Source organism: Vibrio sp. 1CM24A, from assembly GCF_023161725.1.
In the GTDB taxonomy this organism is placed as follows: domain Bacteria; phylum Pseudomonadota; class Gammaproteobacteria; order Enterobacterales; family Vibrionaceae; genus Vibrio; species Vibrio coralliirubri.
Genome location: NZ_JALNTS010000012.1, coordinates 60976 through 87067 on the forward strand (window position 1 = coordinate 60976; position 26092 = coordinate 87067).

15 protein-coding genes and 3 pseudogenes are annotated in these 26092 nt (G+C 40.1%); 4 read left to right on the top strand and 14 right to left on the bottom strand.

What is annotated here, in order from left to right; all coding sequences use genetic code 11:
- Positions 1-47 precede the first annotated feature (47 nt).
- The 3 genes from MSG38_RS21890 to MSG38_RS21900 are packed head-to-tail and all read right to left on the bottom strand — an operon-like array spanning position 48 to position 7402.
- Complete coding sequence (locus tag MSG38_RS21890) at positions 48-3005, bottom strand: hypothetical protein (RefSeq protein ID WP_248402599.1); 2958 nt, start codon at positions 3003-3005, stop codon at positions 48-50.
- A 9-nt stretch (positions 3006-3014) separates the two neighbouring features.
- A complete protein-coding gene (locus MSG38_RS21895; protein WP_248402600.1) occupies positions 3015-4298 on the bottom strand; it encodes a hypothetical protein in 1284 nt (427 codons plus the stop codon).
- Between the two features lie 2 nt (positions 4299-4300).
- Entirely contained in the window at positions 4301-7402 is a 3102-nt protein-coding gene (locus MSG38_RS21900; protein ID WP_248402601.1) for an SNF2-related protein, read from the bottom strand.
- A 290-nt stretch (positions 7403-7692) separates the two neighbouring features.
- On the opposite strand from MSG38_RS21900, the gene MSG38_RS21905 reads away from it, so the two are divergent.
- Positions 7693-9234: a DNA cytosine methyltransferase gene (locus MSG38_RS21905; protein WP_248402602.1), complete on the top strand. Its 1542-nt coding sequence runs from the start codon at positions 7693-7695 to the stop codon at positions 9232-9234.
- 34 nt (positions 9235-9268) lie between these two features.
- On the opposite strand, the gene MSG38_RS21910 is transcribed toward MSG38_RS21905, so the two are convergent.
- From MSG38_RS21910 to MSG38_RS21925, 4 genes are read right to left on the bottom strand one after another with little or no spacing between them, the layout of a single operon-like run.
- Positions 9269-10768, bottom strand: a complete 1500-nt coding sequence (locus MSG38_RS21910; RefSeq protein ID WP_248402603.1) for a hypothetical protein — start codon at positions 10766-10768, stop codon at positions 9269-9271.
- Positions 10768-12297, bottom strand: a complete 1530-nt coding sequence (locus MSG38_RS21915) for a DUF5710 domain-containing protein (protein WP_248402604.1) — start codon at positions 12295-12297, stop codon at positions 10768-10770. The genes MSG38_RS21910 and MSG38_RS21915 overlap by 1 nt, the downstream gene beginning before the upstream one ends.
- Entirely contained in the window at positions 12297-14093 is a 1797-nt protein-coding gene (locus tag MSG38_RS21920) for a DUF1998 domain-containing protein (protein WP_248402605.1), read from the bottom strand. The genes MSG38_RS21915 and MSG38_RS21920 overlap by 1 nt, the downstream gene beginning before the upstream one ends.
- Positions 14086-17241 carry a helicase-related protein gene (locus MSG38_RS21925; RefSeq protein ID WP_248402606.1) on the bottom strand — a complete coding sequence of 1052 codons (3156 nt, stop codon included), beginning with the start codon at positions 17239-17241 and terminating at the stop codon, positions 14086-14088. Before MSG38_RS21925 ends, MSG38_RS21920 begins: the two co-directional genes overlap by 8 nt.
- Positions 17242-18273: 1032 nt before the next feature.
- On the opposite strand from MSG38_RS21925, the gene MSG38_RS21930 reads away from it, so the two are divergent.
- On the top strand, positions 18274-19296 hold the full coding sequence (locus MSG38_RS21930) for an integrase domain-containing protein (RefSeq protein ID WP_248402607.1): 1023 nt from the start codon (positions 18274-18276) through the stop codon (positions 19294-19296).
- Between the two features lie 9 nt (positions 19297-19305).
- Positions 19306-19608, top strand: coding sequence for a hypothetical protein (locus MSG38_RS21935; RefSeq protein ID WP_248402608.1), 303 nt, complete (start codon positions 19306-19308; stop codon positions 19606-19608).
- Here the strand turns inward: MSG38_RS21935 and MSG38_RS21940 are convergent.
- From MSG38_RS21940 to MSG38_RS21955, 4 genes are all read right to left on the bottom strand, one after another.
- Entirely contained in the window at positions 19605-21134 is a 1530-nt protein-coding gene (locus MSG38_RS21940) for a hypothetical protein (protein WP_248402609.1), read from the bottom strand. The genes MSG38_RS21935 and MSG38_RS21940 overlap by 4 nt on opposite strands.
- A gap of 1002 nt (positions 21135-22136) precedes the next feature.
- On the bottom strand, positions 22137-22529 hold the full coding sequence (locus MSG38_RS21945; protein ID WP_102450836.1) for an NUDIX domain-containing protein: 393 nt from the start codon (positions 22527-22529) through the stop codon (positions 22137-22139).
- 30 nt (positions 22530-22559) lie between these two features.
- Positions 22560-23327: a nucleotidyltransferase domain-containing protein gene (locus tag MSG38_RS21950; protein ID WP_248402610.1), complete on the bottom strand. Its 768-nt coding sequence runs from the start codon at positions 23325-23327 to the stop codon at positions 22560-22562.
- A gap of 71 nt (positions 23328-23398) precedes the next feature.
- Positions 23399-24061 carry a DNA alkylation repair protein gene (locus tag MSG38_RS21955; RefSeq protein ID WP_248402611.1) on the bottom strand — a complete coding sequence of 221 codons (663 nt, stop codon included), beginning with the start codon at positions 24059-24061 and terminating at the stop codon, positions 23399-23401.
- Between the two features lie 204 nt (positions 24062-24265).
- Here MSG38_RS21955 and MSG38_RS21960 point away from each other — a divergent pair, with 204 nt between their 5' ends.
- Positions 24266-24787, top strand: coding sequence for a type II secretion system protein (locus tag MSG38_RS21960; protein ID WP_017083309.1), 522 nt, complete (start codon positions 24266-24268; stop codon positions 24785-24787).
- Positions 24788-24873: 86 nt separating this feature from the next.
- Here the strand turns inward: MSG38_RS21960 and MSG38_RS21965 are convergent.
- The 3 pseudogenes from MSG38_RS21965 to MSG38_RS21975 form a co-directional block, all read right to left on the bottom strand.
- A pseudogene (locus MSG38_RS21965) lies at positions 24874-25407 on the bottom strand (GNAT family N-acetyltransferase).
- A gap of 2 nt (positions 25408-25409) precedes the next feature.
- A pseudogene (locus MSG38_RS21970) lies at positions 25410-25935 on the bottom strand (GNAT family protein).
- Between the two features lie 50 nt (positions 25936-25985).
- A pseudogene (locus tag MSG38_RS21975) lies at positions 25986-26084 on the bottom strand (DUF3465 domain-containing protein); the annotation flags it as partial.
- Between the last annotated feature and the right edge of the window lie 8 nt (positions 26085-26092).

Sequence of the window (26092 nt, forward strand, 5' to 3'; positions counted from 1 at the left end):
GTCATTGCTCTATCTTTAGACGGACCTGAATTCATACCACCGGAAAGCTATTCAAATGAACTTGCCTCTCTACCCAAAAAAACTTCATCCATAGACAATTCAGCACTTAGTAAACGTGCGACTGGGGTTGGTAGCCTTTCTATCAGAGATACTACATGAAGTTCTTTTCGTGGCCTAGACAGAGCAACATAGACACCGTTTACCTTGTCTTTTTTCGTCCATTCAACTTCTTCTAACCCAGCTAAAATAACCGTGTCAAACTCCAACCCTTTAATATGTTCAGGACTTGAAAAATGAATCTGATATTTCTTGTTCAACTGCACGGTTTCCGAGACATAAGATTCTCGGAAGACACTCTTCAGACCTTCCCTCAAGTTTTCCTCAAGAGTTTTGGCTAAGTTTAAGTTTGGCGTCAATACCGCAATAGTACGAGTCTGCGGCTGAGTTCTGATAACGTCCAAAATTGCATCATGAGCAGATTCAAACCCGAGATTACTAAAAGTATAGCCATCAGAAGACCGTATATTGTCCAAATGCATTTTCACTTGTTCGAGAGAATCAGATAACCTTATATCTCCCTGTATAAATCGTCTGAAAATCTGAGATATCGACCCAAGTGTAGCGTTAAACTCCTGTCTCTTGTTCTCTACCAGCAAATGCTTTGATAGCTTTCTGTATGGAAAGCATGCATCCAAATCTTTCGCCTGCCTACCACTCAACTGTTGGTGCATATCTCCGACCATAGTGACTGCGTCATATTCAGGAGACGCTTGTCGTCCCATAATAAACACTTGGATTTCAGTGAAATCCTGTACTTCATCTACAAACACACTTCTATAATACTGTGTGGTATGCCAGCGGGTTGGGATTGAGCCATATTCTTCATTGTCTTTTGCGCCAATAATATGGGACATAGCTAACAGTACGTCTATATCATGCGTATTGAGCTTTCTTCCTATTAAGCGATTTAAAGCATCGCTATTTTTACTCCCCCATCCTTTATCACCAAACAATAAAGCATCTCTGTACAAATCAGCTATGTGCCAATGATTAAACAGGCGTGGAATTAACCTCGACCTTAGGAAGTTAGAAAAACTTGTAGGCTTTCCTCCCTTCGAAGTTGGTGTAATAGTTGCTGTATACGGACTAGGGCGTTCAAATGGTCTAACTCTAGATGACAAACCTTGTAGTACAAATAACCTCCTTTCCGAACGAAGGAAGCTCAGTTGTTCAACATCTACAAGTTTACCTTTAAAAAGTGCACCATTAGAGCTCTTACCAATTAAATATTGCGTGTCTTCCTCACTGACTTTATCCCAGAGATCATCAAACGGTGTATTTAGTTCAATCTGACCCGGCACGTCTTGGATTGACAACTCAACTAATTCACATTTTTCAACAAACGTTGAAAGGTCTTGTTGCGAGGACAATTGGAAGCAAGTTCGCTCTTGCTTATCTAAAAATAAATGCTTGTGAGAACGGTAAGCACCGAATAGATTCGACAAGCTAGTCGTAAACTCTGGTTCATCATCTTTGATGGAATACCAAAAACCACTTCGATCAACTGTATCGGCAACAGTAACTCTCATAAGTTGATATAGCTGGGGGATAAGATCTTCACAGGCAAAGTGACTATGCACTCTAGATGTTTTCCATTGAGCTATATTTGTTTGAAGCTTCAGCTTTAATTTATCAGTCAAAGTAGATAGCAACAAAGTCGAAACAGATTCAGAAGGCTCAAATTTATTAGTATCGAAAGTAAGTTGGTCGACAACTTTATCAACTTTCGTTAATAATAAATCAAAAAGTACTTTATCGAATGACTCCAACCAAGACATCGTCGTCTCTGATTCATCGTTTTCACTTAAATCTACAGAGAGAGCATATTTAGGTGAGTTATCAGTTTTCGATCGTTGCTCAAGCTCCCTTGCTAGTTGAAGCCTTGAACGTAGTTCATCGTATTCGATAATCGGAAGATGTGATAAGCCGAGTTCATTACAGGTTTGCTTCAAATATTGAACTAACTCCCCGGTTCGGACAATACCGACACTACTCTCTTGATCAAAAAAATCGGTAGCTTCGTACTCATCACTTTCATCTGGTACAACTTTAGATAAATCAACCAAAGTTTTAGCACGACCTAACGCAGCACAAGTCTTTCCTGAACCGGCGATACCTTCTACCAACATAGGCCCAGTGTCCAAGGTATTAGACATGATCTTATATTGCTCTCTAGTCGGGTTTAAATAAAAGTTACTACTTAGGCCAAAATACTCATCTTTCAACTCAATTGGTTCGCTTATATTTTCTGGTTCATCGAGAATGATATCATCTATCGCGTCATCTTCGTCCCAGCCTCCAAACTCAGATACTCCCCAAGTAATATCACCCTGAGTTGTTTCTTCAATGTCTAAATCATCCTCAGGGCAAGTGAGCTCATTTCCAGCAATGTTGTTGCTCCACATCAAGACGGTCTTCTTCAAGTCTTGCGTATGATATTCATCAATATCATTGCTATATTTACCAGAGAAACTAGAGCGAACCATAGTTTGAAAGTTTCGTAAATTATCTGCAGCTACGTGACCTTTGAAACGCTCAAAAGTTCTTATTTCAAGGACTTCATAATTTCCTAGTAATTTGCTCTTACCTGAGAGTCCAATATAGGCTTGACGACATAGGGTACCTATGGGAGAAAGAGACGTTGATACACCGTGCTTTGTATTTGCATAACTTCCAGCAACTTGGGTCACTCGATACTCTTGAATGCCTTTTACATCACTTTCTATCAAAACTGACTTCCCATAAGCTACTCGTTTCATTTCTTCAAGAGTAGAGATGTCCTGGGAGTTACTTACTTCTCTTGCTCGGCGCAATTTTTTATCGACATCATCAATGACACTATCGATACAATCGAGCTCAGCTTTTATAGCCTCTTGTGTTGCAGTGGCTTGCTCAGCAGTGATTTTTTCTATTTCAGTGGGAATTTTCCAACGATTTATTGACATAATTTTCTACTACGATGCGTCTAAGAGGTATGAGTTTTCTGATTTTTTATATGAAGTTTTTTTTTCAACTACACCTAACTCTAAAAAGCCTAAATCATCTGGTTCAAAAGTAAGGCCGTAAGCTACAGATACCCTATGAAAATCTCGTTCACTTAACTTAGTGTCAACCATTTCATAAGGTTGATTAAGACCAGTTATGCGTAAAGGATAATAACTCTTCTGTTTATCTTTAAAGTCATCAAGAGCCTTTTTGTATAGAGGCAAGCTAGCACCACCTCCAATGAAAATACAATGTATATCTTCGACATATGATCCCGAAGGAATATTAGTTATTACGTCTCCAATTAGTGCTTTGAACTCACCTTCCATCCATTTATCCGCAGCCTTGACTCCCATAGATTCTCGTTTTTTATTGAGAACTTCTGCCCCTATAGTCTTAACGCTTTTGCCGTAAATTGGATAAGAGTACTCCCCTTCATTTTCAACAACGCGAAACACAGCTACATCGACCGTACCACCACCTACATCAATTAGAAGATGGGCAAAATTTTGTCTTTGAGGTGAACGAATATAAGACTGAATTTGACCGACAAATTCAGGAAACAATGATAAACAATCTTCATGTAGACCACTGAACTCATGACTTGACAATTTGTCAGGAACATCACCAAAACTCAAGTAACTTTCCAGTTCTCTAAGGCTAAAACCATCATTAATATTCGAGAACTTCCAAGCACTTTTAATTATCTTTCTATAAAGAGTAGTCAGTCTAGAATTCTGTGAACTTTCCGTGGGCAAACCAACGTTCAGCAGCCAATCAATTTCATAGTTTACGAGTCGACTGCTCTCTTTGCTTAGCATCCAACAGCGTGCACTTTTAAGAACTAAAGCACAATATGCAGCCATTATTGCAAGGTCTTGAGTTCGAGCTTTATTCTCTATCAATTTTAATTTGGATACTTCAATCTTATCCACTGCATCACTTTGTTCTAAAGTGCAATTACCCACACTATCAATAAAAAATCGAGTCGGAAGAAGATGCGTATTAGGTAACAATTGAACTGTATATTTATTTTCAAAGCCACTGATTGCGACTTTTGTATAAGAAGTTCCAAAATCTAGCCCAATAATAAACTGAGTTCGGGATCTAGTAGAAGAAGTGGTACGAGAAGACGCCCTGGACTTGAGTATGCGAGGTTGACCTAAAGGCTGTTTATCAACTGTACTAGATTGATGAGCTTTTCGGGGAAGTGCTTTTTTAAGCTTACCTTTAAGTTTATCTAAGCCTTTCATTACTAACCTATCCTAATGGCAATGAAACATACTTCGATATTGTCATGAAGTAGTTCTTGTTTAGCTGATAACTGCTCTATTTGCACATCAAATCGGCTTTCGATATTTCGAATTTGCGCTTTGGTCGCGGCAACAAGAGAAGCAGATTTTTTGTCATCCCTCATACTCAATTTTGTGAGCGCACTAAATCTCCCCTCTAACTGACGCTCCTTGTTTTTCTTGGCTGAAGATATTTGAAATTGAATTCGGTCTGCATTCTCATTGTAACGTCGATCAACCTCATCCTGATAATCTTGCTCAACATAGTCAGATACTACCTCAAAAGCTTCTTCTAGAACGTCGGCATCATATGCCAAATGAACGTCTTGCCAATCTCCTCCTAAAACCCGAGTCGCATTCAACAGGTTGTAAGAGTCTTGCTCGGACAATAGTTCGACTTCATCTCCCAATTTGAGTCCGCGTGAAAATAGCTTCTCTTCGACTCTTATTCCGCTAAATTCTCCTTTTTTTACGACTAAAATATAGTCACCTTCAGGAATTTCGACCTTTCCACTTTCTATTCTAGCTCCTACTAAAGGGTGCTGTTCTTCACTGTTAGTAGCCAATTCTTGTGCGAAGAAACGGACCAATGGATGAAATTGTGATAGTACCTCTGTTTGGGCATTACTATTTCGCGTCACCTTATTGGAAAACAGACACCTACGAACAACACCTGTTTGCAATTGAGATAAATTACTTAAGCTATGTTTTCTCACAAATTCAGCAAACTTTGCTGCAAGATCTGAAGGTAACCTAACGTCAAATGTCAAACCTTCGCTCAGGACTTGTTGGAATAAATGTCCAGAGCCATATTTATCTAAAAAGCTCTTTACAAAATAGAATAAATCTTGTTCATTTATATTCTGTCTAAACTGATGAGCAGCTTTTACTTGAGAAAGGATATAGCCACTGTGAGCGATCAAGCTCGATGCCTGTTCTTCAAGTCGGACGTTCTCACTTTTTACTTTTTCGATTGCAAGACGAGTCTGCTCTATACGGTCTTGCTCCTGTTGTGCTGTTAACTCCTCTCTAATGAGAGAAGACGTTAAATTTTCAATCTTTTCACCTAAGATCGCATCCATATCACCGAGAGCAGCTTTAAATATGCCTAGACGTTCAAACAAGCGATCGTAAATCCTTTGATCTATGGTATCGGCGTAGCAAAAGTTAATGATGTGTATCTTTTCTGATTTCTGACCATATCTATCAATACGACCTATCCGTTGCTCTATTCGCATTGGGTTCCAAGGCAAATCATAATTAATCAACACTCGGCAAAACTGCAAGTCTACACCTTCACTTGCTACCTCTGAAGATAGAAGGATACGGCACTCTTTATTAGCTTTGAAACCATCTATGATTTCCTGTTTAGTCTCTTTCATACCCCCCATTAATACCTGCGCGCTAATGCCCTCTTCGAATAAGCGCGAATTAAGGTAATGAAGAGTTTCTCTAAAATATGAAAACAGCACGACTTGATCTTCGGAGTGGGTGCTATACCAGCTTTTTAAAAAATCAATGAGTGCATTAAACTTACTATCGTTTTCTCTGAGATTATCTATATCTATATCTGGTAACAATCTGGCACCAATTTCAGACATCAAAGGAGACAGCTGATTCTTTGACTCAATATCAATGCCAATAGACTCTTCGATAGAGGTGTCAAACATACTTAATTCAGCTTTTCTTACTCTACGATTCCAGGCGGAGTAAGCTGCAACCATACAGCTAGAAACTTGCCTTTGAGGCATTGCAGAAAGAAATGCCTCATGCACATTTTTCTGCGATGCGTAACGACGTACAGTTTCAGTAACTGCTTGATAAAATTCCTTTTCGGCATCCGTCATCTGAACCGCCAAAGCAAGAGGCTCTCGAACTACACGGTATTCATGGACCTCAGCTTTTCTTGTTCGAGTTACAACCTTACTCAAGAGGTTCACTCGCTCAATTCGGTTCGCCACTTCAACTCTCTCTTCATGAGAAAATCCATCTTCGGGTTCGAACTCAATAATGCTTAAAAGTTGGGAACTATGATTTAAAATGGGGTTTAACTGTGCGTTTTTTAAGATACTTCTAGCTTCAAACCAACTCACATGAGGATTACGAACCGCATTTTGAGCTTCAAGGAGAGGTTTATTTGCTTCGAGTACTTGCGGAAAATAATGTCGATTGTCGAAGGTGTCAGGGTCAACCAACTCTAGAAGATGAAACAAGTCTTCATTACCAAGATTAATTGGCGTTGCAGATAACAGTACAACATGCTCTGTTGCATCACGGAGCAGATGACCCAACTTAGAGGTCGAGCTTTCTGGATTACGCATATAATGAGCTTCATCCATAATAATTAAATCGAATAAAGGCTCATTTGAGGCAGAATCTGAGAGTAATTCCGTCAACTTTTGACGTGGAGTTTCTGCCGAGTCTAACCCTGGAGTAAACCCCTTCGGAGGCCTTAACCCAGTGTAACTACATATGACCGCTTTACCCGTTGGCACTTGCTTTTTATCTCTCTTCAGATCATGAAGAAGATCTTCCGCACTCATCAAATCAGCATCAATACCAAAACGAAACATTAACTCATGCTTCCATTTTTCTCTTAGCATAGCAGGACACAGAATCATCAATCGGCGAGCATCTATCCTTGCCCTTAATTCGGTCCAGATCAGGCCCGCCTCAATTGTTTTACCTAAGCCGACCTCATCAGCAATAAGAATACCTTTTGAAGGGGCCTCAAGGAAAGATAGTACTGGTTTGTATTGGAAAGCAAAGAAATCAGTGTTTGTGGTTTCCATACTGTACACAAGGTTGGCAAGTTTGCCAGAGATATGAATATACGTAAGATTTCTACGTAGATCGTCAATTCGTCCAAAACGTCCACTATGAAGTAAGTCATTCCAAGTGTTACTTGCCACTACTTCTAGGTCGCTTTCACTTTTAGTTTGAGTTGCCCCCGCAAAAAAGAACTTGTAACGATTTACTCCGCCTCTGGACTGTAAAACTTGTGTAATTACACCTATCTTTGCGGGATCATGAATGAGCCTGACCTGGTCACCAATGTTAAACATTAACTACAACTCCTAGTTTCCCCAACTCAATAACCAAACTACAATCTTAATATCATTAAAGACAAAATTTGCTTCGGTACTGCCTAACAACCATATAGAAATGGTCTAAGCACACTTACCATTTTACGACAGTCCAACGTTAAGAACACTGAAAACTAATTGAAAACTAAATATAGTTATCGAACAGATCCAAATCTGAACGGGTAGTTAGGCATAAAAAACCAATTATATGTTGGTTGATTCGATAGTTCCTGGTAGCATTTGCAAAATGTAATCCAATCGACCTTTTTATGAATAAAGTTAAAGTTATCGACCTATTTTCCGGCCCCGGCGGACTTGGAGAAGGTTTCACTTCAGTAAAAGATAAAAACGGACAAACTCCATTCAAGATTGCAACATCGATTGAAAAAGAACCGAGCGCTCACCAAACTCTAACTCTTCGTGCTTTTTTTCGCCAGTTTGATGAGGCACCTGATGAGTACTATCAATTTTTGAAAGGACGCCTTGGCAAAACACCACAAGAAAAGCTCTATCTTCAATACCCAGATCAGTATAAAGCGGCCTCTGAGGAAGCATTATGCTTGGAGCTGGGGAAAGATAACGCTGATATAACCAAAGCAATTCAAACTAAAATCGGTAACGATGAGTGTATTTTGATTGGTGGTCCTCCTTGCCAAGCATATTCAACCGTAGGTGTTGCTCGAAATAAAGGCAACAAAGATTACGACCCGGCAAAAGATCATCGAAACTTCCTATATAAGGAATACTTGGCAGTTATTGCAAAGTTCCAGCCGAAGATGTTCGTCATGGAAAATGTGAAAGGCATGCTATCTGCCAAGGTTAACGGCCAGTTTATTTACAAAGACATTTTTTCAGACCTCCACTCACCAACTGTCTCTTCAGGAGAGGCCCCCCTTGACGGAAGATCTGCCAACTCATATCGCATTTATTCTCTAGTAAAAGAGGAACAATCTACACTTGGTCCCCAAGACTACGTGGTAAAGAGTGAGCAATTCGGAATCCCACAGAGTCGCCACAGAGTAATATTACTAGGCATCAGGGAAGATATAGATACCTCAAACCTTTCTCTTTTAAACGAAATTAACTCACAAGTCAGTGTCCATGACGTTATCGGTGACTTGCCTCCATTACGAAGCGGACTATCAAAATCAGAAAACAGTAATTCGAATTGGATCAAAACCATACAGAAAGAAACTCGCATCGCTCTTAAAGAGCTTAACGTCAGTCACCCTAATGTAGTTTTAACAATGAAAGGGGAAATTGAAGCCCTTGAACCGAAACTAGACCAAGGCTCATTGTTTGGATGTAAACGCAATCCAAAAAATAAAAACCCGTTATCAGAATGGTATTTCGACAAAAAACTCGGTTCTCATATTTGTAACCACGAAACTCGCGGTCACATTGATAGTGATCTAGCTCGATATCTATTTTGCAGTAGCTGGGGGAAAACTTACGAAAAAGAAAACCAGTTTGCCAGTCCTAAAAGCCATGACTTCCCGCACTCACTAATACCAGCGCATAAAAGTTTTAGTTCGGGTAAGTTCGCTGATAGGTTTAGAGTTCAATTGAGAGGGAAGCCCGCGACAACTATAACGAGCCATATATCAAAAGATGGCCATTACTACATACACCCAGACCCAAAACAATGCAGAAGTCTAACTGTTAGGGAAGCAGCACGAATCCAGACATTCCCTGATAATTATTTTTTTGTCGGAACAAGAACACAACAATATGTACAGGTTGGGAATGCAGTTCCACCATTGTTAGCACATCATATAGCTAAGCTAGCTATGAATATTCTAGAGTTATAGTGCGGCGGGATAAAACTCCCGCCGACCATTTTCACTATTTAATTAATGTACTCTTTCGAGAATTGAAAGCCTTGACTAAGGCTAATTCATGGCATGTATATTTGAGGGCTTGTAATAAATCACTCTCTGTATTTATGCTTCCAGACAAACGCAGATAAACACCATAACTATCTACTTCAAATCGGAAATCATTTGGCAATGCTGACTGTACTTGTAGTAAGTCAATACCAATTTTGCCTTTATACTTTGAGTTTTTCTCATCGCCGCGTAGGTCTATAAGCAAAAAGTAAAGCAATCCGTCGCTTTTTTCTATAAGTTCAGCTTTAAAACCTGTATTCGGGACGATTCCTTCAATAGAGTAAACTCTATCCCCTTTAAATCGCTCACCTAGTTCTTTGACAAACGAAACATCAGAGATGTTTAATTTGCTTGTGTACTCATCTTCCAAGTTAACCTGATTACTTAATAGTTGAGTCTCTACTTGTTGGTTTAGAATCTCACCAAATGATATGAGACTAGGTAACTCGTCATTGTATAGAGCAGCATTAAGATCTTGAACAAATACGCGCCCGTCACCCAAATCAGCTCGTTCTTCGTAATTTAGTAAACTGTACCCAGCTCTCAGAAGAACAAGCTTTTTAGCTGTGAGGAAGACCTTGTCACCAATTCTGTCTCCAAAACTATCTTTGATCGCGATTAAGTTACTCAATTCAGGGTTTAACAATACGAGAATAATTGCTCTCAAAATAGCTGAGCCATCGTCATCAAGTGGAATTGTCAATTCACCACTACCAGAAAACAACTCGTTAGCTTTCACTTCCCAGACCTGAAATTTATCTTCGCGTTTGGTATCTTCGCTAACCCGCTCATGAAGTTTGTTAAGAATAAACTCAATATTCCACCCCATATCTAAGCTATTTTCAAAGCATAAGTTAATAAAAATGTATAGGATTTCTACTTCGTCAGCTTTCAAAAGTATGCTTGGATCAAATAACGAAAGGAGTAGCTCTTTCTGACTTTGTTCTTTCGCAAATAAATCTATTAGCTCAGAAACGGTTTTGGCTTCATCTTTAATCATCTCGAAGGTTAATGCCATTACACCATCATTAAGAACCAAATTTGATTTTTGTGTAGGATTTACTGGCTTTTCTACTTGAAAATTCGCATAAGATTGATCAAAAGCTTGCTTAATTAGCACCATACAATTCAATGAGGTTACATCAAAATTTTCATAGCTTCTCTCTAAAAACTGTTCATGAGCATCATTTGAGTTAAAGATGACACGCTCCAGAGCAGAAAATGAGTAAGCTTGCTTTTTTTGTATATTTTGCCCCAGTTCCAAAATGATTAAGTCGTCTGAAAAAGCCCCCGAATGTGCAAATTTGCGAGCTGCCTCTGCACTGAGTAGGCTTTCGCTCTCAAAAGTGCAGCACCATGAATCCAAAACAACTTCATACGGAAGAGCAAAACGAGTAAATAATTTTCGTTGAATAACTAGATAAGAAAAATCTGTTTTCAAATTGTTCGTTGTCATTATAATTCTCGATATTCCATCAATCCTGAACTAGCACTTGGTAAGTGCTTCAACACCGGTGCTTGTGACACCCCTTCTTTAACATACATCAATACTAACTCAGATCTTGCGCGAGAACACATTACATACATATTCATATTGAAAGTAGTTAGATCCGAGTCATTAAATGAGAAGTTTTGTAAGTCTGGAACGAAAACCGTATCAAATTCAAGGCCTTTACAACTTCTTCTATTCAAAATAGTTATAACACCTTGTGTATCAAACTTTAGTTCCTCACTACTTAGGGGCTTAGAACTAGAATAATGTTGAACATGGTAAGTTGGTAATAATTCAGAGAGTTTATCTAGATAGAACTCTCTATCTGCATCTGAATCAACTATGACGGCTACTTCTTGTGCTCCACGAAATTGCAGGTAGTTGCGGATATATTCCACTTGCTTTTCCTGTTCTTTAACAGAAATGAACTTAGGTAAACCGCCTGATTTATCCGGTGTTTCAGGAACCCCTGTCGAAAGCCCCGTATAAAAGTGCTTGGCCAATTCTGCTATAGGCTTAGTATTTCGAAAGTTTTTTGTAAGGCGGAATTCTCGATCGGCCTTAATTTTTAAGTTATGTCGAATATCCTCAAGAGATGAATTCTGGCCTTCCTGAAGGCGTTGATTTTCATCTGCTAATATCGTGATTCCACCATACTCCATAGAGCGCCCTGCCCCACGTAAAAATTTAAACGTTTCTGGTGAGAAATCTTGCGCTTCATCAATGATCAAATGCCCCCAATCAATGACAACTTCTTCATCCAACTCAGCATATTGATCCAACATAGTTTTCCAATCATAGATCCATCTGTCTAGCTCAGGGGGCTCAAAATTAAACCTTGGGTCTATCCATTTCTGAAACTTCTCTGGGGTCTGATTTACCTGTTCTTGAGTTACCCACCACTTTCTCTCGGCGGGATCAAATCGAGCTCCTGCACTTTTTACCTGTTCCTTTTCATCAAAGGTACACTGAAGGTAAATTTTATCGGCATTCGGTGGTTGTTCAGGAGAAACAAATTCAGGCCACTTCATAAATTTCATAGGCTCTAATTCATAGGCTTCTCTGGATACATACCATTTTTTAACCTTACCATCCCAACGCCCACCAACAGACTTTACTTCCTCTTTATCTGAGAAGGGGCTGTTCAAGTACACCTTTGACGGTTTAGGCGGCTCAACAATAAAGTCAATTTCAGATTCTTGTATGATTTTGTGCTTTCGCCACCATTCGGGCAGCCAACTGTGCATTGTTTTTGAAACAACATTACCTTCGATTTCTCTAGCTACATTTTCGGTATAACGCCTCAAGACGCGGTTATACATAAGAACAGTAACCTCTGTCTTTTTCTTAGCTAGAGCTTGAGCGCGTAAAAAAGCAATTACAGTTTTTCCGGTACCTGGCGGACCACTCACTAATACATTACCGATTATTGGTGCATCTTCAAAAACATCTTGTTGCTCCTCGCTTATCTGACGAGCATTGGGCATACGCATTAGCTAAATACCTCGTTTAATTTTCTCATAATTTGACTAAATAGCCCTTGCTCGCTCTCATCGCCTATCAAGAGCTTACGATCTAAAAGAAGGTTATTATTCTCACAACTAGTTTCAGATACTAAGGTACAAGAATGACATGCAGCTTTGTTTAACCCCATAACCCCCTGAGCCTCTAGTTCACTGCATACTGGATCATTTGAACACCAATTGGCAGTTTCAAGGGCAGCAATAATCGCCGGGAAGAGTCGAATTGGCTCTCCCTGCTGTACGAGGCCACCTAAACTCCCTTCGGAATCTCCATCAGCTGTATAGATTAATATCCCCGACTGCCCTTCATCTGCGTATATTCGTTCTCTAAGAGATCCGCTGGAATATCCACTTTCGAAGCTCAGTTGACGAATAATCAAATGTGCAAAAGTGTGAAGAGCGATAAACTTGACTGTAGGTTCAGGTAAATAGGTGGACGTCACTCCCGCATAACGCTTCTCTACCGAATCAATTCTTGGTTTAACAAACGTAGTCGATTGATACTCCCAGCTTTCAAGAGCTCTCTGATCAAACTCTATAAATATACCTTCACCAAAAACCTCACACGCTGGCAACCATGTTTTTTGTCCTTCGGCTGATTTCATCAAAACAGGGTTGTCGTCAGGCTTGATTCTTTCAAAACCACAAAAAGCACGAACTTCCCTAAGCTTGTCGACTAGCACGACTTTCTTGATGTATTCCTCAAAACCAAAAGACTCAGAGTCTGTGAATTGCGCTGTACGAGTAACAAAGTTTTCGTTTTGCTTTTCAGCAATATTGCTATTGCTTAGCACGTCCCATTCAGCTAACCGAAGTTCTTTATCATCTGGAATCTTGAACTCGCGTTTAGGCTCCCCACCTGATTCAACTGCTTGAAGTATTTCTTCAACAGAAAAGCCAAAATCATCAGAAAGGTCTTCAGCACAACTTTTAACACGATTTAGTCTACCCCTTTCAAGAGCTCTCAACAGGTCTTGATAATCCTCAGTGCCATTTATTGCCGCAATGATTGGGTTACCTTTAGATGATGAGTCATAAGGGATATCTAATGCTGAACGAATAATTGGATAATAGAGATTACTAGCACCTCTTTGCAGAACACTTAAGGGCTCTTTACAATTTCTACTATAATCCTCGTTGTATTCCCAAGGCTGTTTATCTGAACAATGAACGTTCAAAGCTCCCTCATGCATGATGCTGCCAAGAGAGTTCGTTGCACCACAGTTTTTACAGTGAATTTCTAGTGCATCTAAGCCACTGCCCTTTGTACTATTTGAATAAAAATACAATTGTTCTTTTGGCAACGGGCATGAGTGTTTTTGATTTTGATGAGCCCATCGATCCCATGGTACATCCTGAAGATGTCCGTGATTACATGCAGCAACAAAACGCATTGGAACTAAAGTTTTCTCCTTACATACACTATTATCACAAGCTGGGGCACCTTTTTCATTCACCATTCCTTCGCGAGTCCAACGTTTCAAACGTCTACATCTTGGGCAAAACATCCAAGCAGGAAATCTATGAGTCATAAGTGCATTGTTCTTATGCACTTTCTCCCAGCGGGTTTTCAATACGGGTGGTTTCTTCAAGGCCCAAACACCAGCTTCTTTTGTAAGGCGATCTAACTTAATCTCGTCAAGGTTAACCGGCCAATGGTCAATACCCATCAAAATTAGTGATTCATCACCAATATCAATAATCGAACCTGGTCCGAAGGGGCTTATTAGCTGCGAACTACGATAGCTACGATTAGAGTCAGACATTCGATTCTCCACGAATTAGGATATGGGTTTCGGTATCAACACTTCGCATGGAGTTGAGTGTGTTCCACGCCTCATTGTTACTGTTATTTGCATCAAACGGCTTAAATAACGCTTTGTATTGCTTCCCTGCACCACCAGCTTCATAAAGGTTAATTGGTGACTCACCACAATTCGCTTTTTCATGCCACTTATCAATCACATCACTTAAATAATCGAACACTTTATTCCTTTCTGATTCATCCATACCAAGCATTGAGTCTCCAATTCGTTGCTCAAAGATAGCTCTCAGTTTTTTAAATATCTCGGACTCTTTATCGAAAAACTTCGCACTTTTATTATCTTTCAGGTGGCCACTCATGCGAACTAAAGCAATTAGAGATGCATGTAGAGCTCTTTCAACCGCAGGCATAGCCCAAGGAGTCACGCTAGTTGGCTCGACATAACGGTATAAGGCTTGGTGGTAGCTTCTAAAAGACTCATAATGCGATCTATCTCTGGGCTTAGTCGCTGAATATTGTGTAAACACGATACCTGGCGGGCGAGATTTCTTACGGCCAACTCTACTTGAAGCTTGAATGTACTCAGCTGTCGCTTTTGGTTGACCTGCGATAAGCATCATGCTTAAACGTCCGATATCCACACCAACAGAAATCATATTTGTACAAGGGAGTACGTCCACGACTTCCTCACTAGATGTCTTTTCTATTTCTAACTTGGCTAGAATTTCTGGAATTCGAGGGCCTTTAACATTGGCACTAAGCTCTTCCACAGATTGAATATCTCTTGGTTCCGTACCTTCATTGGCAATAACCCCTATACGAGCTGGAATATCATCTCGTGCAAGCGTCATTGTTTTACCAAGCTCTCTTCTTGAATTGTGATAGATTGGTAAGGTCCAGTAGCTATCCAATATGATATCCGCAAAACCTAATTGTTGTGGCGACTGCAAAAGCGCTGCTCCCAATTGCACCAACCCCGTTTGTCCAGTTTGCCCCGCAGGCATTACCCCGACGTAAAGTCGCCCTGGGTTTTCACCGTCCTCTTTAGAAAAAAAAGAATCTGCTTCATCAGTACCAGACGGTGGGAAAATAGCTACGTTTCGACCAAACAATCTATTCACTTGCTGACCAGCACTACGAATTGTTGCCGTCGCGGCTATAACCTTAGGCTTGTGAGTTAGGCTCTGAATAATACTATCGAAGCCTGCTTCATAGATTCCGGCAATGGTACCCAGCGGACCCGAAATAAGATGAAGCTCGTCCTGAATAATCAGACTTGGAGGCCGAACACCGTTCTTACCAAAAAATGCCGAAGCTTCAGCCTTCCAAGTCAATCGTGCAAATTTATCGATAGTACCAATTAGTAAACTTGGTGGGCTTTCGTACAGCCCATCATCGACTACTTGAATTGGAAGATGGTTATGAAACTCGCACGCCTGTGAAGGACAAGTAAACTCAAACTTCGAATGTAGATTACAATTAACACCGTAGTCAGATATGTTTTCTGAATGCCTTTTGGGGAATATTGATGTACCACACCAAGGGCACACTTGTAATTGAAAAGGATTCTCTGGCTCATCAGCTTCTCGCTGCTTCTTAAAAGATTCATATGCATCTTTAAAGCTATTAGGGGCACTTGCGGAACCAACCCACAGGCCTAAACTAAATTTTTCCGCCCCCAGTAATTCTTGTTGTTCCTGACGAAGCACTTCTAAAGCACAAATTAAGCTACCAGCACGCTGAAACTGCTGTGAGGTTAATAGTCTCAAGGTATAGCGCTTTATCACAGAAGTGCCCCCCCCCTTAGAACCAAACTTTAGACGACGGTAAATCATCTCCCAAGCAGCAACTGCAAGGTAAGCTTCTGTTTTACCGCCACCAGTTGGGAACCATAAAAGGTCTACATCATCATGTGATTCAGAAAACTTGCCTGAATCGTCAGGAATCAATGACTCAAGTACAAGTAACTGGAAAGCTAATTGGAACGGTCGCCAATTAAAATCACGAACCTTATCAGCCGAAGAATAATCTGGAGTTAGGTAGCCCCAGTCTCTTTTCTTCGCAGAACCGGAAAAGTCAGAACCGGAGTGGATCATCTGCATTAGCATAGCTTTATTAGCAATCCTAAAAGCATGCATCGCTGCTGGATCTCTTTCTAATAACTGGATTCCAGAAAGCATTCTTTGTGATGCTACCTTAAGCCTTGAAATAACTCTTGTTTTGGCTTCGTCGTATCGCGTATCTAAAACTTCATCTTCAAGCTCACTGACCCAACGAGAATATGCATTGATTAGAGTTCTAAAGTTTTTACACAACTCTTTACCATCAACTGATTCAACATTTGCAATTCGATGAATATTTAACATTTCATCTGTAAGTTCTGGAAACTTATCTTTATCTAAGTCAGTAGTAAAACCCTTAACTTCATGACTTGGCATTACATCTGTATGCAGTTCGTATGGAACGCGTTCCGAATCTGCATTTTTCCAACATACAGCCACGCCATGCCCAACTCCCCACGGAACTCGATTTCTATAGGTAAGCGCTAGGTCTTTTTGCTCATCATCAAGTTTAAACCTATCGCTACTTGGATATTCTGCGAACTTTCCCTCTAAAACCGTAGCGGAAATTTGGCATTGAAAAAAGCAATCCTTGGGATCAAGTTTTTCACCAGATTTAGTCTGGTTAGATAGCGCGATTGTCACTATTTTACCCGTAACATACGGTCTAATCGCGACATCGATACGAGCGTTATCACAGAAGATCGGAATTGAATCTCGACTTCCATTTCTAAGATCTAACGTAAATGTAAAATCTAAGGGTTTGCGCTTCCAAGTAGATTGCTGGTCTCGAGTGTAGTTTGCAGCAAAAACAGTCACTTCGAGTACAGTGGAACTTTGAGCTGCAAATGACATAGCCATTGAAGAAGGCTTAAAGTCATTACTCAGCGCTTCAGTCGTTGATTCCTCATCTTGAGATTCATCAGACTCATCACGGGATGCAGCTGGAGGAAAAAGAGTTCCGGAAAGGTATCGCTTATGAGGAGCATCTTTGATTTCCTCTTCCTCTCCGTGAACAGGACCTACGAGTTGAGATTTCACATACTCAAGTAAGCTCTCACGCGCTTCGATAAATTCTTGAGGTAACATCGTTTTCCTTGTTAAATTAGAGTCGTATGACTTTTAAATTTTACCCGACTTCATTGGCTTAGAATGCGACTGAAAACAATGTTTAGGGCAAATCATTGTAAAACTGCACACCTATGGTTCACCAGTCTATTAACCGCTTCCAGTGTCGATTCACTATTAATCTAAGAAGTAAATCACCTTTTATTATACAGAATGAAACCCCATTTAATCACTATATTTTATTTCATATTCGTTTGTAAGAAATAGGCCAAACACGCTAAACAGCTCGCTTAATTTGCATCAGGTGTATTTTTTACATTCATAATCACCAAAGTTAACACAAACCCAAAGTACACTTCGCAGATAGTGCGTTAAGGCAAATTGCCAAGATAACTTTGGTCACAATGGCGGTTGGTGAAGAAAGACCCTCTAAGTTTAATTACTTATCCATAAGGCGGAACAGCCGCACCGATTCGGGTATTAATACGGAGGATAGACTTCCATATTTAATACCGAATGCTTTACTCGATTTACGTTGAGCTAAGGCAGAAACAACTACCAAACCACAGGCGTCTCTTTTCGACTTACCCAGTCGAACTCCAAGCTATAGAGCTATGAGAAAAGAGACGCCCTTGCGCAGCCCTAGTCCAGCCTAGCCATATAAAGCTATCAAGCCAGATCTAGAGACTATCGCTTAAACATGAAAAGACATGAAAACTGCCTTCAAACTAAGGACATTGCTGGAATCGACCAACAACTAAACGTATTTGGAAGAATTTGTGACGCAGCCACCAAGCAATCCTACCTCTCTCCAGATCAATTAATACTAACTACCTCATTCAAGCTTCCGAAAACAGATAACTTCTTTTTCAATGAGCTCTCGCAAACCTCGGTTATCACGTTATCGAAATCACAATGAGCCTAGCTAGTAAATTCGCGTTGGAAGCGCGTTTATCTTTCTATAAGTCGCAAATGACGTGCACATTTTTAAATGCACACAATCACTTACCACAGCACAGCTGCATGCGACCCCATCCACACTGAGGAGACATCATGAAAAAGCAATATCAACCAACACAGCGGAACGAGCGAGCCAACCCAAATTCCAAAAACTGCGGACTGCGTTCAAAAGACATAAATAGCGCAGCCAAAAATGCATTAAAGGAAAAGTTTTACGCTGGACAAATTGGCTATGCAACGATGACAGATCAACACAACCGATTTAAACAATTCTCGGAATTCATAAACGAGAAGTTCTCGGTTACGGATCTAAGAGGCGTGACTAGAGAACATATAGAAAGGTTTGCTGAAAGCTTAAATGAGAAAATCGATAAAGACGGTAAAAGTGCATCGTCTGCACAGAACATTTTGTCCGCTGTTAATACAGTAATGAGCCAAGCTATTGGGAGTAACGCTTTGCAAGTATCGGCTAGAGATTGTTGTTTACCCTCTCGCTCTGGTATCGCCATAGAAAACAAAGCTATTTCTGAGTCGCAACATCACCAAATAGCAAGTCAACTACCAGAGCGGCTCGCTGCTTTATCTGAAATCCAAAGAGCCTTAGGACTGCGTTTCGAAGAATCATGTAAAGGAAACTCACAAAAAATGCTCTCCGATGCGCTAAATCGACAAATAGTAATCGTTGAACTAGGCACTAAAGGAGGACAAAGCCGCACCGTCCAAATAACATCCCAAAAACAAATAGATGCATTACAACAAACAGCATCTATTCAAGGTAGCCATCACTCAATGATACCAAGTCATATGACATATTCACAATTTCAGAGCGCTGCTTATAAAGAATATGCACAATCGAACTACCGCCCACATTCAGAAAGACACGCGTACGCACAAAACAGTTACTCAAAACACCTAGAGGCTATAACAAAAATCTCGGGCCTACGATGTCCAGTTGAAACTGGTATCAAACACGGTGCCCAGCACCATCAATACCTTTCGAAAAAAATTGGTTGCTCAGTTAAACAAGCAAAAGAGTTTGATCATCAAGCACGTATCTACGTAGCAGAAGAGCTTGGGCACCATAGAATCAACATTACTAATGCGTATCTAGGATAAGGAAACATTATGGACCGACTTTCAATTGAAGTAATCAAAGGTACTAATCTATATCTTCGAACAGGCGGAAAGAAAAACCGTCAAGAGCAAGTGAAAAATATGGAGCGGTTTGTTGCTTGGATTAAAACACATCACCCTGAAGTTACTTCATTGGGGCAGTTAGGAAGAAAACATATCGCTCATTTTTGGCGATATAATGCCAGCTGTTCTAAAACATATAAAAGAAATTATTTCTATGCCATTCGATACATCTGGCAACAAATCCTACATCGTAATAGTGAACCGCCTCATTACAATAAGATGACACCTTAAAGACTTACTTTACTTAGTTGCTTGCAAGCTTTGCAGAACTCTTTTTTATCCCTGTGATAATAGTGAGTTTTATAAGCGTACACATGACGATGTCCATTTTTACATGTAACACTGTAATATAATTTTCCGTTGTTATAAAAAAAAGAATCTATATTGGCACTAAACTTGTCGTAGATGGTGTAAAGTATGTTATGCCGCTCATCTAACCTATCGCAATAATCTTCATAAGAATAGAGCAAATCATCTATATTAAATTCATGAACTGGCAGAACTGAACCATGAACTAATAAGTGTAATTTCTTGGCTATAGACAACGCACTATCAAATTGTTCAGATTTTGAAAGTGATCTCGTACTTTTTTGGGTCTTGTGATAACACGGAACTCGGTAGAGACGATATGAAGAGTGTCGGTCAAAATAATCATTAACTCTAGCATCTCTCTCACGCTGGCTAGAAAGCTTCTTTTTTTGCTCCTTGACTGTACCGACCGATGGCATTAACTCTATGTGTTGAGCACCATCAATCTCTATAGCAATTCCAAGGTGTTCATTAAAAAAATCCACCCTAATAGGGTTTGCTTTGTTAGTTAGTAAACCTTTAAATTTTACCTCGTTTGAAAAGCCTAAGTTGTACTTGTGGTTAAGTAATGCAAAAACCTTTGCAAGGAAGCATGAGCCGCCTCTAAGGTGGGTTATTTTTGAGCTTCCTTTTTTAAACGCGGCAAAGGAAACCGATGATTTGAATGGCTCCATTACCCCACCATGCCAACTAAGGCCAATCGGTGTAATTAAAACAGGAATAGGGACTAACCAAGGTTGCTTCCCTTGTTCTATTGCGTCATCAAATAACTCTTGCATAACTTCATCAGAGATTAATGCTTTATACTTTGCTCCATACGTTCGAATTCTTTCCTCGCTTTCAAAGTAATCTCTTACTCTCTTAGGATTTATATAATAACCAGCACTTGGACTACATCTATTGCAAAATCCTTTATTTACCGAATTTTTAATTTTCTTAGTGATAGCATAAGTAGTTAAAGGGCGTGATACCTCCCCATGTATAGAACACTTCAGATATAAATGCATTTGAGGTGCTATTTTTTCGAGTTCGTTTTTTAAACCACTCTTACATATATCCACAATGATTGTGTTTGGAAGTCCCAATGTGGCGATTTGAGAGTTAATTAATTTTGGGGTGTACCGCCGACATTTATTTCCTCCACATTCCCTACAGGAGTAACTTGTGATTTCCTGTCGAAAACTCCCTCGAATCTGTACCTTTTTTTTAGAATGTGGATGTATTTTGCACTCAACAACTAGATAGCCATCCAAGTTATGTAATACGTGGTTATTGTAAGTGACTTTGTTGTGTTTCACGTCGACAATTGACCGAGAAATCCTCCAATTAGAACCAGGTAGCCTATCCACAAATTCATGCAAGGCTGTCTCATCGACAAGTGATTTAATAACATTATTCGGATTATCGGAGCAAAAAACACAAGCATTCGGCTTAACCCGATTCAACATAACCCATTGACGCCATTGGCACTTATTGCAGACCCCAATACACTTTTCACTCAACTTCGTATATGAACTCTTACAAATTGTAAAACCTTTAGTGTTAGCAACTTCATAACTAATCGCTTTAGCCCCAATTCGATTGCTTGAACATACTTGGCAACGTATATGTTTTGGCTCCTTTCGGAGATACATTATGTTAGAAACGTTATGTGTTTTTTTATTACCACACTTTTTGCACTTCAACCTCGCACTGTGAGCGTTTTCTACCCACTCAACTTCATCTATGGGCTCTTCGAATCGGAATTCATGGTCAACGTCAACCAGCACTTGAGCAACGTCATCCCATCGACGCAAAAACTTTCTTCGATTAGTCGGAAAGTTGTCTCCATAGTGGCACATTGGGCAGCATTGAGTGTTATTGCATACCTTCTCACGTCCTAATAAATAACGAATCTTTGTAACAAAACGACAATTGTGTCGGCTACAAAAAACTACAACATTAGGCTTGTTCCGCCCCAAAGTAGTATGAGGGCTAATAGCCTTATAGTACTTATAACAAAGAAATTTGGAGTTACCGTTATCTAAAGTGGATAGTTGCTTAAGCTTGAAATTTAACTCTTTAAGAAGCATCTTAACTTGCCTCATAATGTAACGACCAACACGCTAAGAGTTTAGTTCATTTTTAATAGTCCATTAGAGATAGCATGTTTAGAGCAATTGAACGTAAAGTTTAGGTTGCGAACACCTCCAATCTACGTCAAATATTTACGATTGTTGGTTATTGCTGATTTTTGGTAAATACTGTGATAATAACTCAAATCAAGGCAATTAAATCAATGAGTTAATTTCGAAGAAATTGAGCTTTTCTAATAGAAGGTTGTTAAAATTAGCTCGATAACATATTGGAATATATTAAGTTTATGTACTATTGTTTAAGAAACTACCAACATCGGGGTTTCACCGTTTTTGAGCCCTCAAAAACATCGTAAACATCTTATCGAATCCAAACTAAAGATACCTACCCACGCGCTCTACTTCTTTCAAAGCAATACCATCGGCTGCTATACCAACAGGAGCTGAACCTAGTGAATACCACTTAACATCATCAGCCTCTTGAGCGGTGATATCTCCTTCCCAGTCACTCACGATAAAATAATGAATCAACTGAAGTTCCTTCGTAGGATGGTAAAGCGAACACAAGTATTGGTAATCAATCGGAACAACATTAAGCTCTTCATCGATCTCACGAAAGAGTGTCTGAACCTGGTTTTCACCGTGTTCAATATGGCCGCCAGGTATAGTGATTAAGCCGGGATCGGTCTCCTTAGACTCACTACGCTTTTCTAGCAATACTTGTGATTCGTTCAGCAAGATAAAAGAGACACACTCATATACATCCATCGGGGGTTCCTTAGGCCATAGTTTATATATTTAGACTTTCTTTACGACAAGCTTTTTGCTCAGCCTTTCATACAATTCAAAAGCTTCTGTTTTAGATATCAAGTTTCCGAGAGCGTATTGATGTGCTAGCTCAATATCATCGCTTTGATTGGAGTAATAACGCTTGGCTACTTCGGCACACTGGCTCAGATTGGTGTACCAACTGCCGTCTTGCTCAGCCACAAAGTAATACGTCGCTCGCACTAACTTTTTGCCAATTATCTTAACGACATCCGCATCAGTCATTGTTTTGAAATTCGGGGTCATTTGTTTAAGAAAAGTCGATAAATCGCCATTAAGAGCTTGGGCTATTTCATTACTGGGCTTATATCGTGGAAACTTTATAGATAGATCATTCCCCCAAATACAACAGCAACAATGCTTGAGCCAAAACTGCCAATGGAATTCTTCGTTGGGCTGCAGAACCTCTGAGAGAGACCCTGGATCAATATCAAGCTTAGTCACTTGAGGATAGGTTTGGGGTATGGTGTCGGAAAGTCGGTTAAATACTTCCTTTTCTCTCTGACCAACAGGCGTAGCGAGTACGATAGAAACATCCAAATCAGAACGACCAACAATGGCCGTTCCTCTAGGCACGCTTCCATACAAGTAGATACCATCAACTTGACTTGGAAGTTCTCTTAGCAACGAATCAACGACTGCTGACACCACTTCTTGAAATTCAGGCGCAATGTTCTTTGGCGAATAAAGATTTTGAATGAACCCTTCTCGATCGAGTCCTCTAGTTTGTTCTTGCACCTTGGGTTCCTATTTTAATCGTTATAATTAATCACACCGGATTCTGATGATGATTTGAGGAGTGCCAGTGGTTAAAGTAACATTAACTCTCGCTTAGTTTTATCGTCCAGCTTTTCAATCGCGTAGCGAAAAGCAACTCTTGGTATTGCGGCATGCTTAGCGTTTAAATAACCAATAACCTGTTGAGGTTCCTTTTTACTGAGGACTTTAAGCATCCAACCATATCCTTTCTGCACGAGGTCATGTCCATCTTCTAGCAATAGGTCTGCTACACAAAGCGGAGCCAACGCTGAGTATCGATTCTGATTGATCGGATAAATTAAGATGACAGCAGCAGCTCTACGTACAGCAAAATTCGAATACTCGACCCATTTGGTTGTGAGTTCGAACAACTCATTGTATTGAGACAGTAACTCACCTAACGCATGAGTGCAGAAGTCATCACAATCATTCCAGTCAGTGACATACTCCATTAACCAATGCTCAAAGATTGGAAACGTTTCTTTCGAATATTGTTTTCTTACTCTAAAAGCCCAGTCGTAAGCAATAACACCTAACGCCCAATCCCTTTCTTCAAGCAATTGAGTACACAGGGACAAAACATTAGAGATATCTTTATTTTTGATGGTTTTAAAAACGAGCGCCGATATAGATCGAACCTGCCCTGTTTTAACACTAGCCTCTGGATAACCAACGTCTGAAAGATGAAGCTTTACCGTTTCAACGATATTCATTAATTGCCAAACCTTCATAGAACTAAAATTAATATCAAAGTGAGATACACAGCACTTAAACCATACGCATTGGATTTATAAAATATAAGTTACCTTAATCACAACATTCATTATTGAGCATTTAAATTACCACTAAAATAAGGATATTCCCTTTGGTAAGAGTAACTTATAATGCATACTAGCGGCCTTTAAAAGAGGTGCTAAATGAAAAAGAACGGTTTTACACTTATTGAGCTTGTTGTCGTTATTGTGATCCTTGGAATACTCGCCGTAACTGCTGCTCCAAGGTTCCTCAACGTAAGTACCGATTCTCATATTGCAGTTGTAAAAGGCACTGGAGCCTCTTTTAAAACAGGTGTCGATCTTGCCTATTCAAAAAATTTAACCTCAAACGGTGGCGGTGCTTCCACGAACGTCCCTATCTATGATGACTCTGCAACAGGTCAGCTCGATTTCAATGAATGGGGATACCCGGCCCAACAATGGCACTTACCCGAAGAGTCCCCAAGATTAGATAACGCTGAAGACTGCATTTCGGTATGGGGCGCACTGCTCCTCGATCCACCTAGTATTTCAAGTTTCAATTCACCAGAAGAAACCGACTACATTGCTGAATATATACAGACGGATCAGTGTATCTATCATTATCGAGTCGTACCGGGAGTTTCCATTAACTACAACTCAATGAATGGTGACGTCACTGTAGACGATGAGCCAGATAACTAAGCGCTAAATGTTGGTCTTTCAGAGTACTTGGGAATTTACGGTTCTCTCAATAAAAGTGCCACACATTAAGAATCAACAGCACACATTTAAGACTGGCTTATTTTGGCGTAAACGAGCGTGCTGTCCATATCTCCTGAAGGCAAACGTCGATCATTGGCTAAGCGATCTTCAAGTTGATATCCACACCGTTTAGCCACCGCCTGACTTTTCAAATTCGATCCTGCCATCCTAATTTCGACTCTTTTCGCACCTTTTTGAATGAATGCATACTCTTCGACAATTCGGATGGCTTCACTCACGTAGCCTAAACCCGTTTATGATGTTTGCAACCAGTAGCCGATTTCAAAGTAAGGGACAGTATCGTCTCTGATCATAAAGCCAATAGCCCCGATAAATGCCCCTGTTTGCTTTTCAGTAATATTGAACCAGAACTCGCCAGTAAAGTTGGCGAAATTATTGGTAGCATCTTGAATGTTAAGTTCTAGCTGCTCTTTAGTTAGAGAATCAGAAACCCAAGGTAAGAATGGGGAAAACTCGGCCTTGCACTCATTTATCACCTCAAACATCTCTTCGCTGTATTTTAATGATGGAGGGGTTAATTTGAGCCTTTCACTTTCCATCACTAAGCCTTTCCCCAATTAGATCGAACAACCGCTATCCCACCATTGACCTTTGAAGAATCGATGAGCTTTAAAACACGCTTCTTGTTTCATTCCCAGTGACTTACATAATTTAATCGCAGCCAAGTTCTTGCTGATGGTTTCGGCGTAGATACGGTGTATGCCTAACTCTGAGAAACCAAAATCAGCGAGGGCTTCAGATGCTTCTATAGAAAACCCTTTTCCCTGAGTTTCCCTCGAGAAAGCACAGCCCATTGAAGCTCGTTTATCGCGTTCAAGACGTAAACAAACGGTTCCAATAAACTTCCCCGAATCTTTGCTTTCAACCGCTAGCTGATAGGACTGGCGTGGTACTTCCAAAGCCTGTGCAACAAACAACTGAGTTAGCTCTCGATATTTGTCAGGTTCGCAATCACTTTCATCATAGAAACGCTGATACTTTGCGTCTTGAGAGATCGCAACAAAGGCACACTCGTCTTCGATACTCATATCTCGAAGAATCAACCTGTCAGTTTCCAGCTTAAACATCAAAATTCCTTTTTATTTTATAGCCATGAAGGGAAAAGTCTCGGAGGTGTTTACTCGTATACTTTCCCGTTATGCTTCAACCAACCATGAGTGTGATGATTACGAGGGTCTTTGTGCGTCCAGTGCACTACGCCACCTTTCTTATTCCATAATGAAA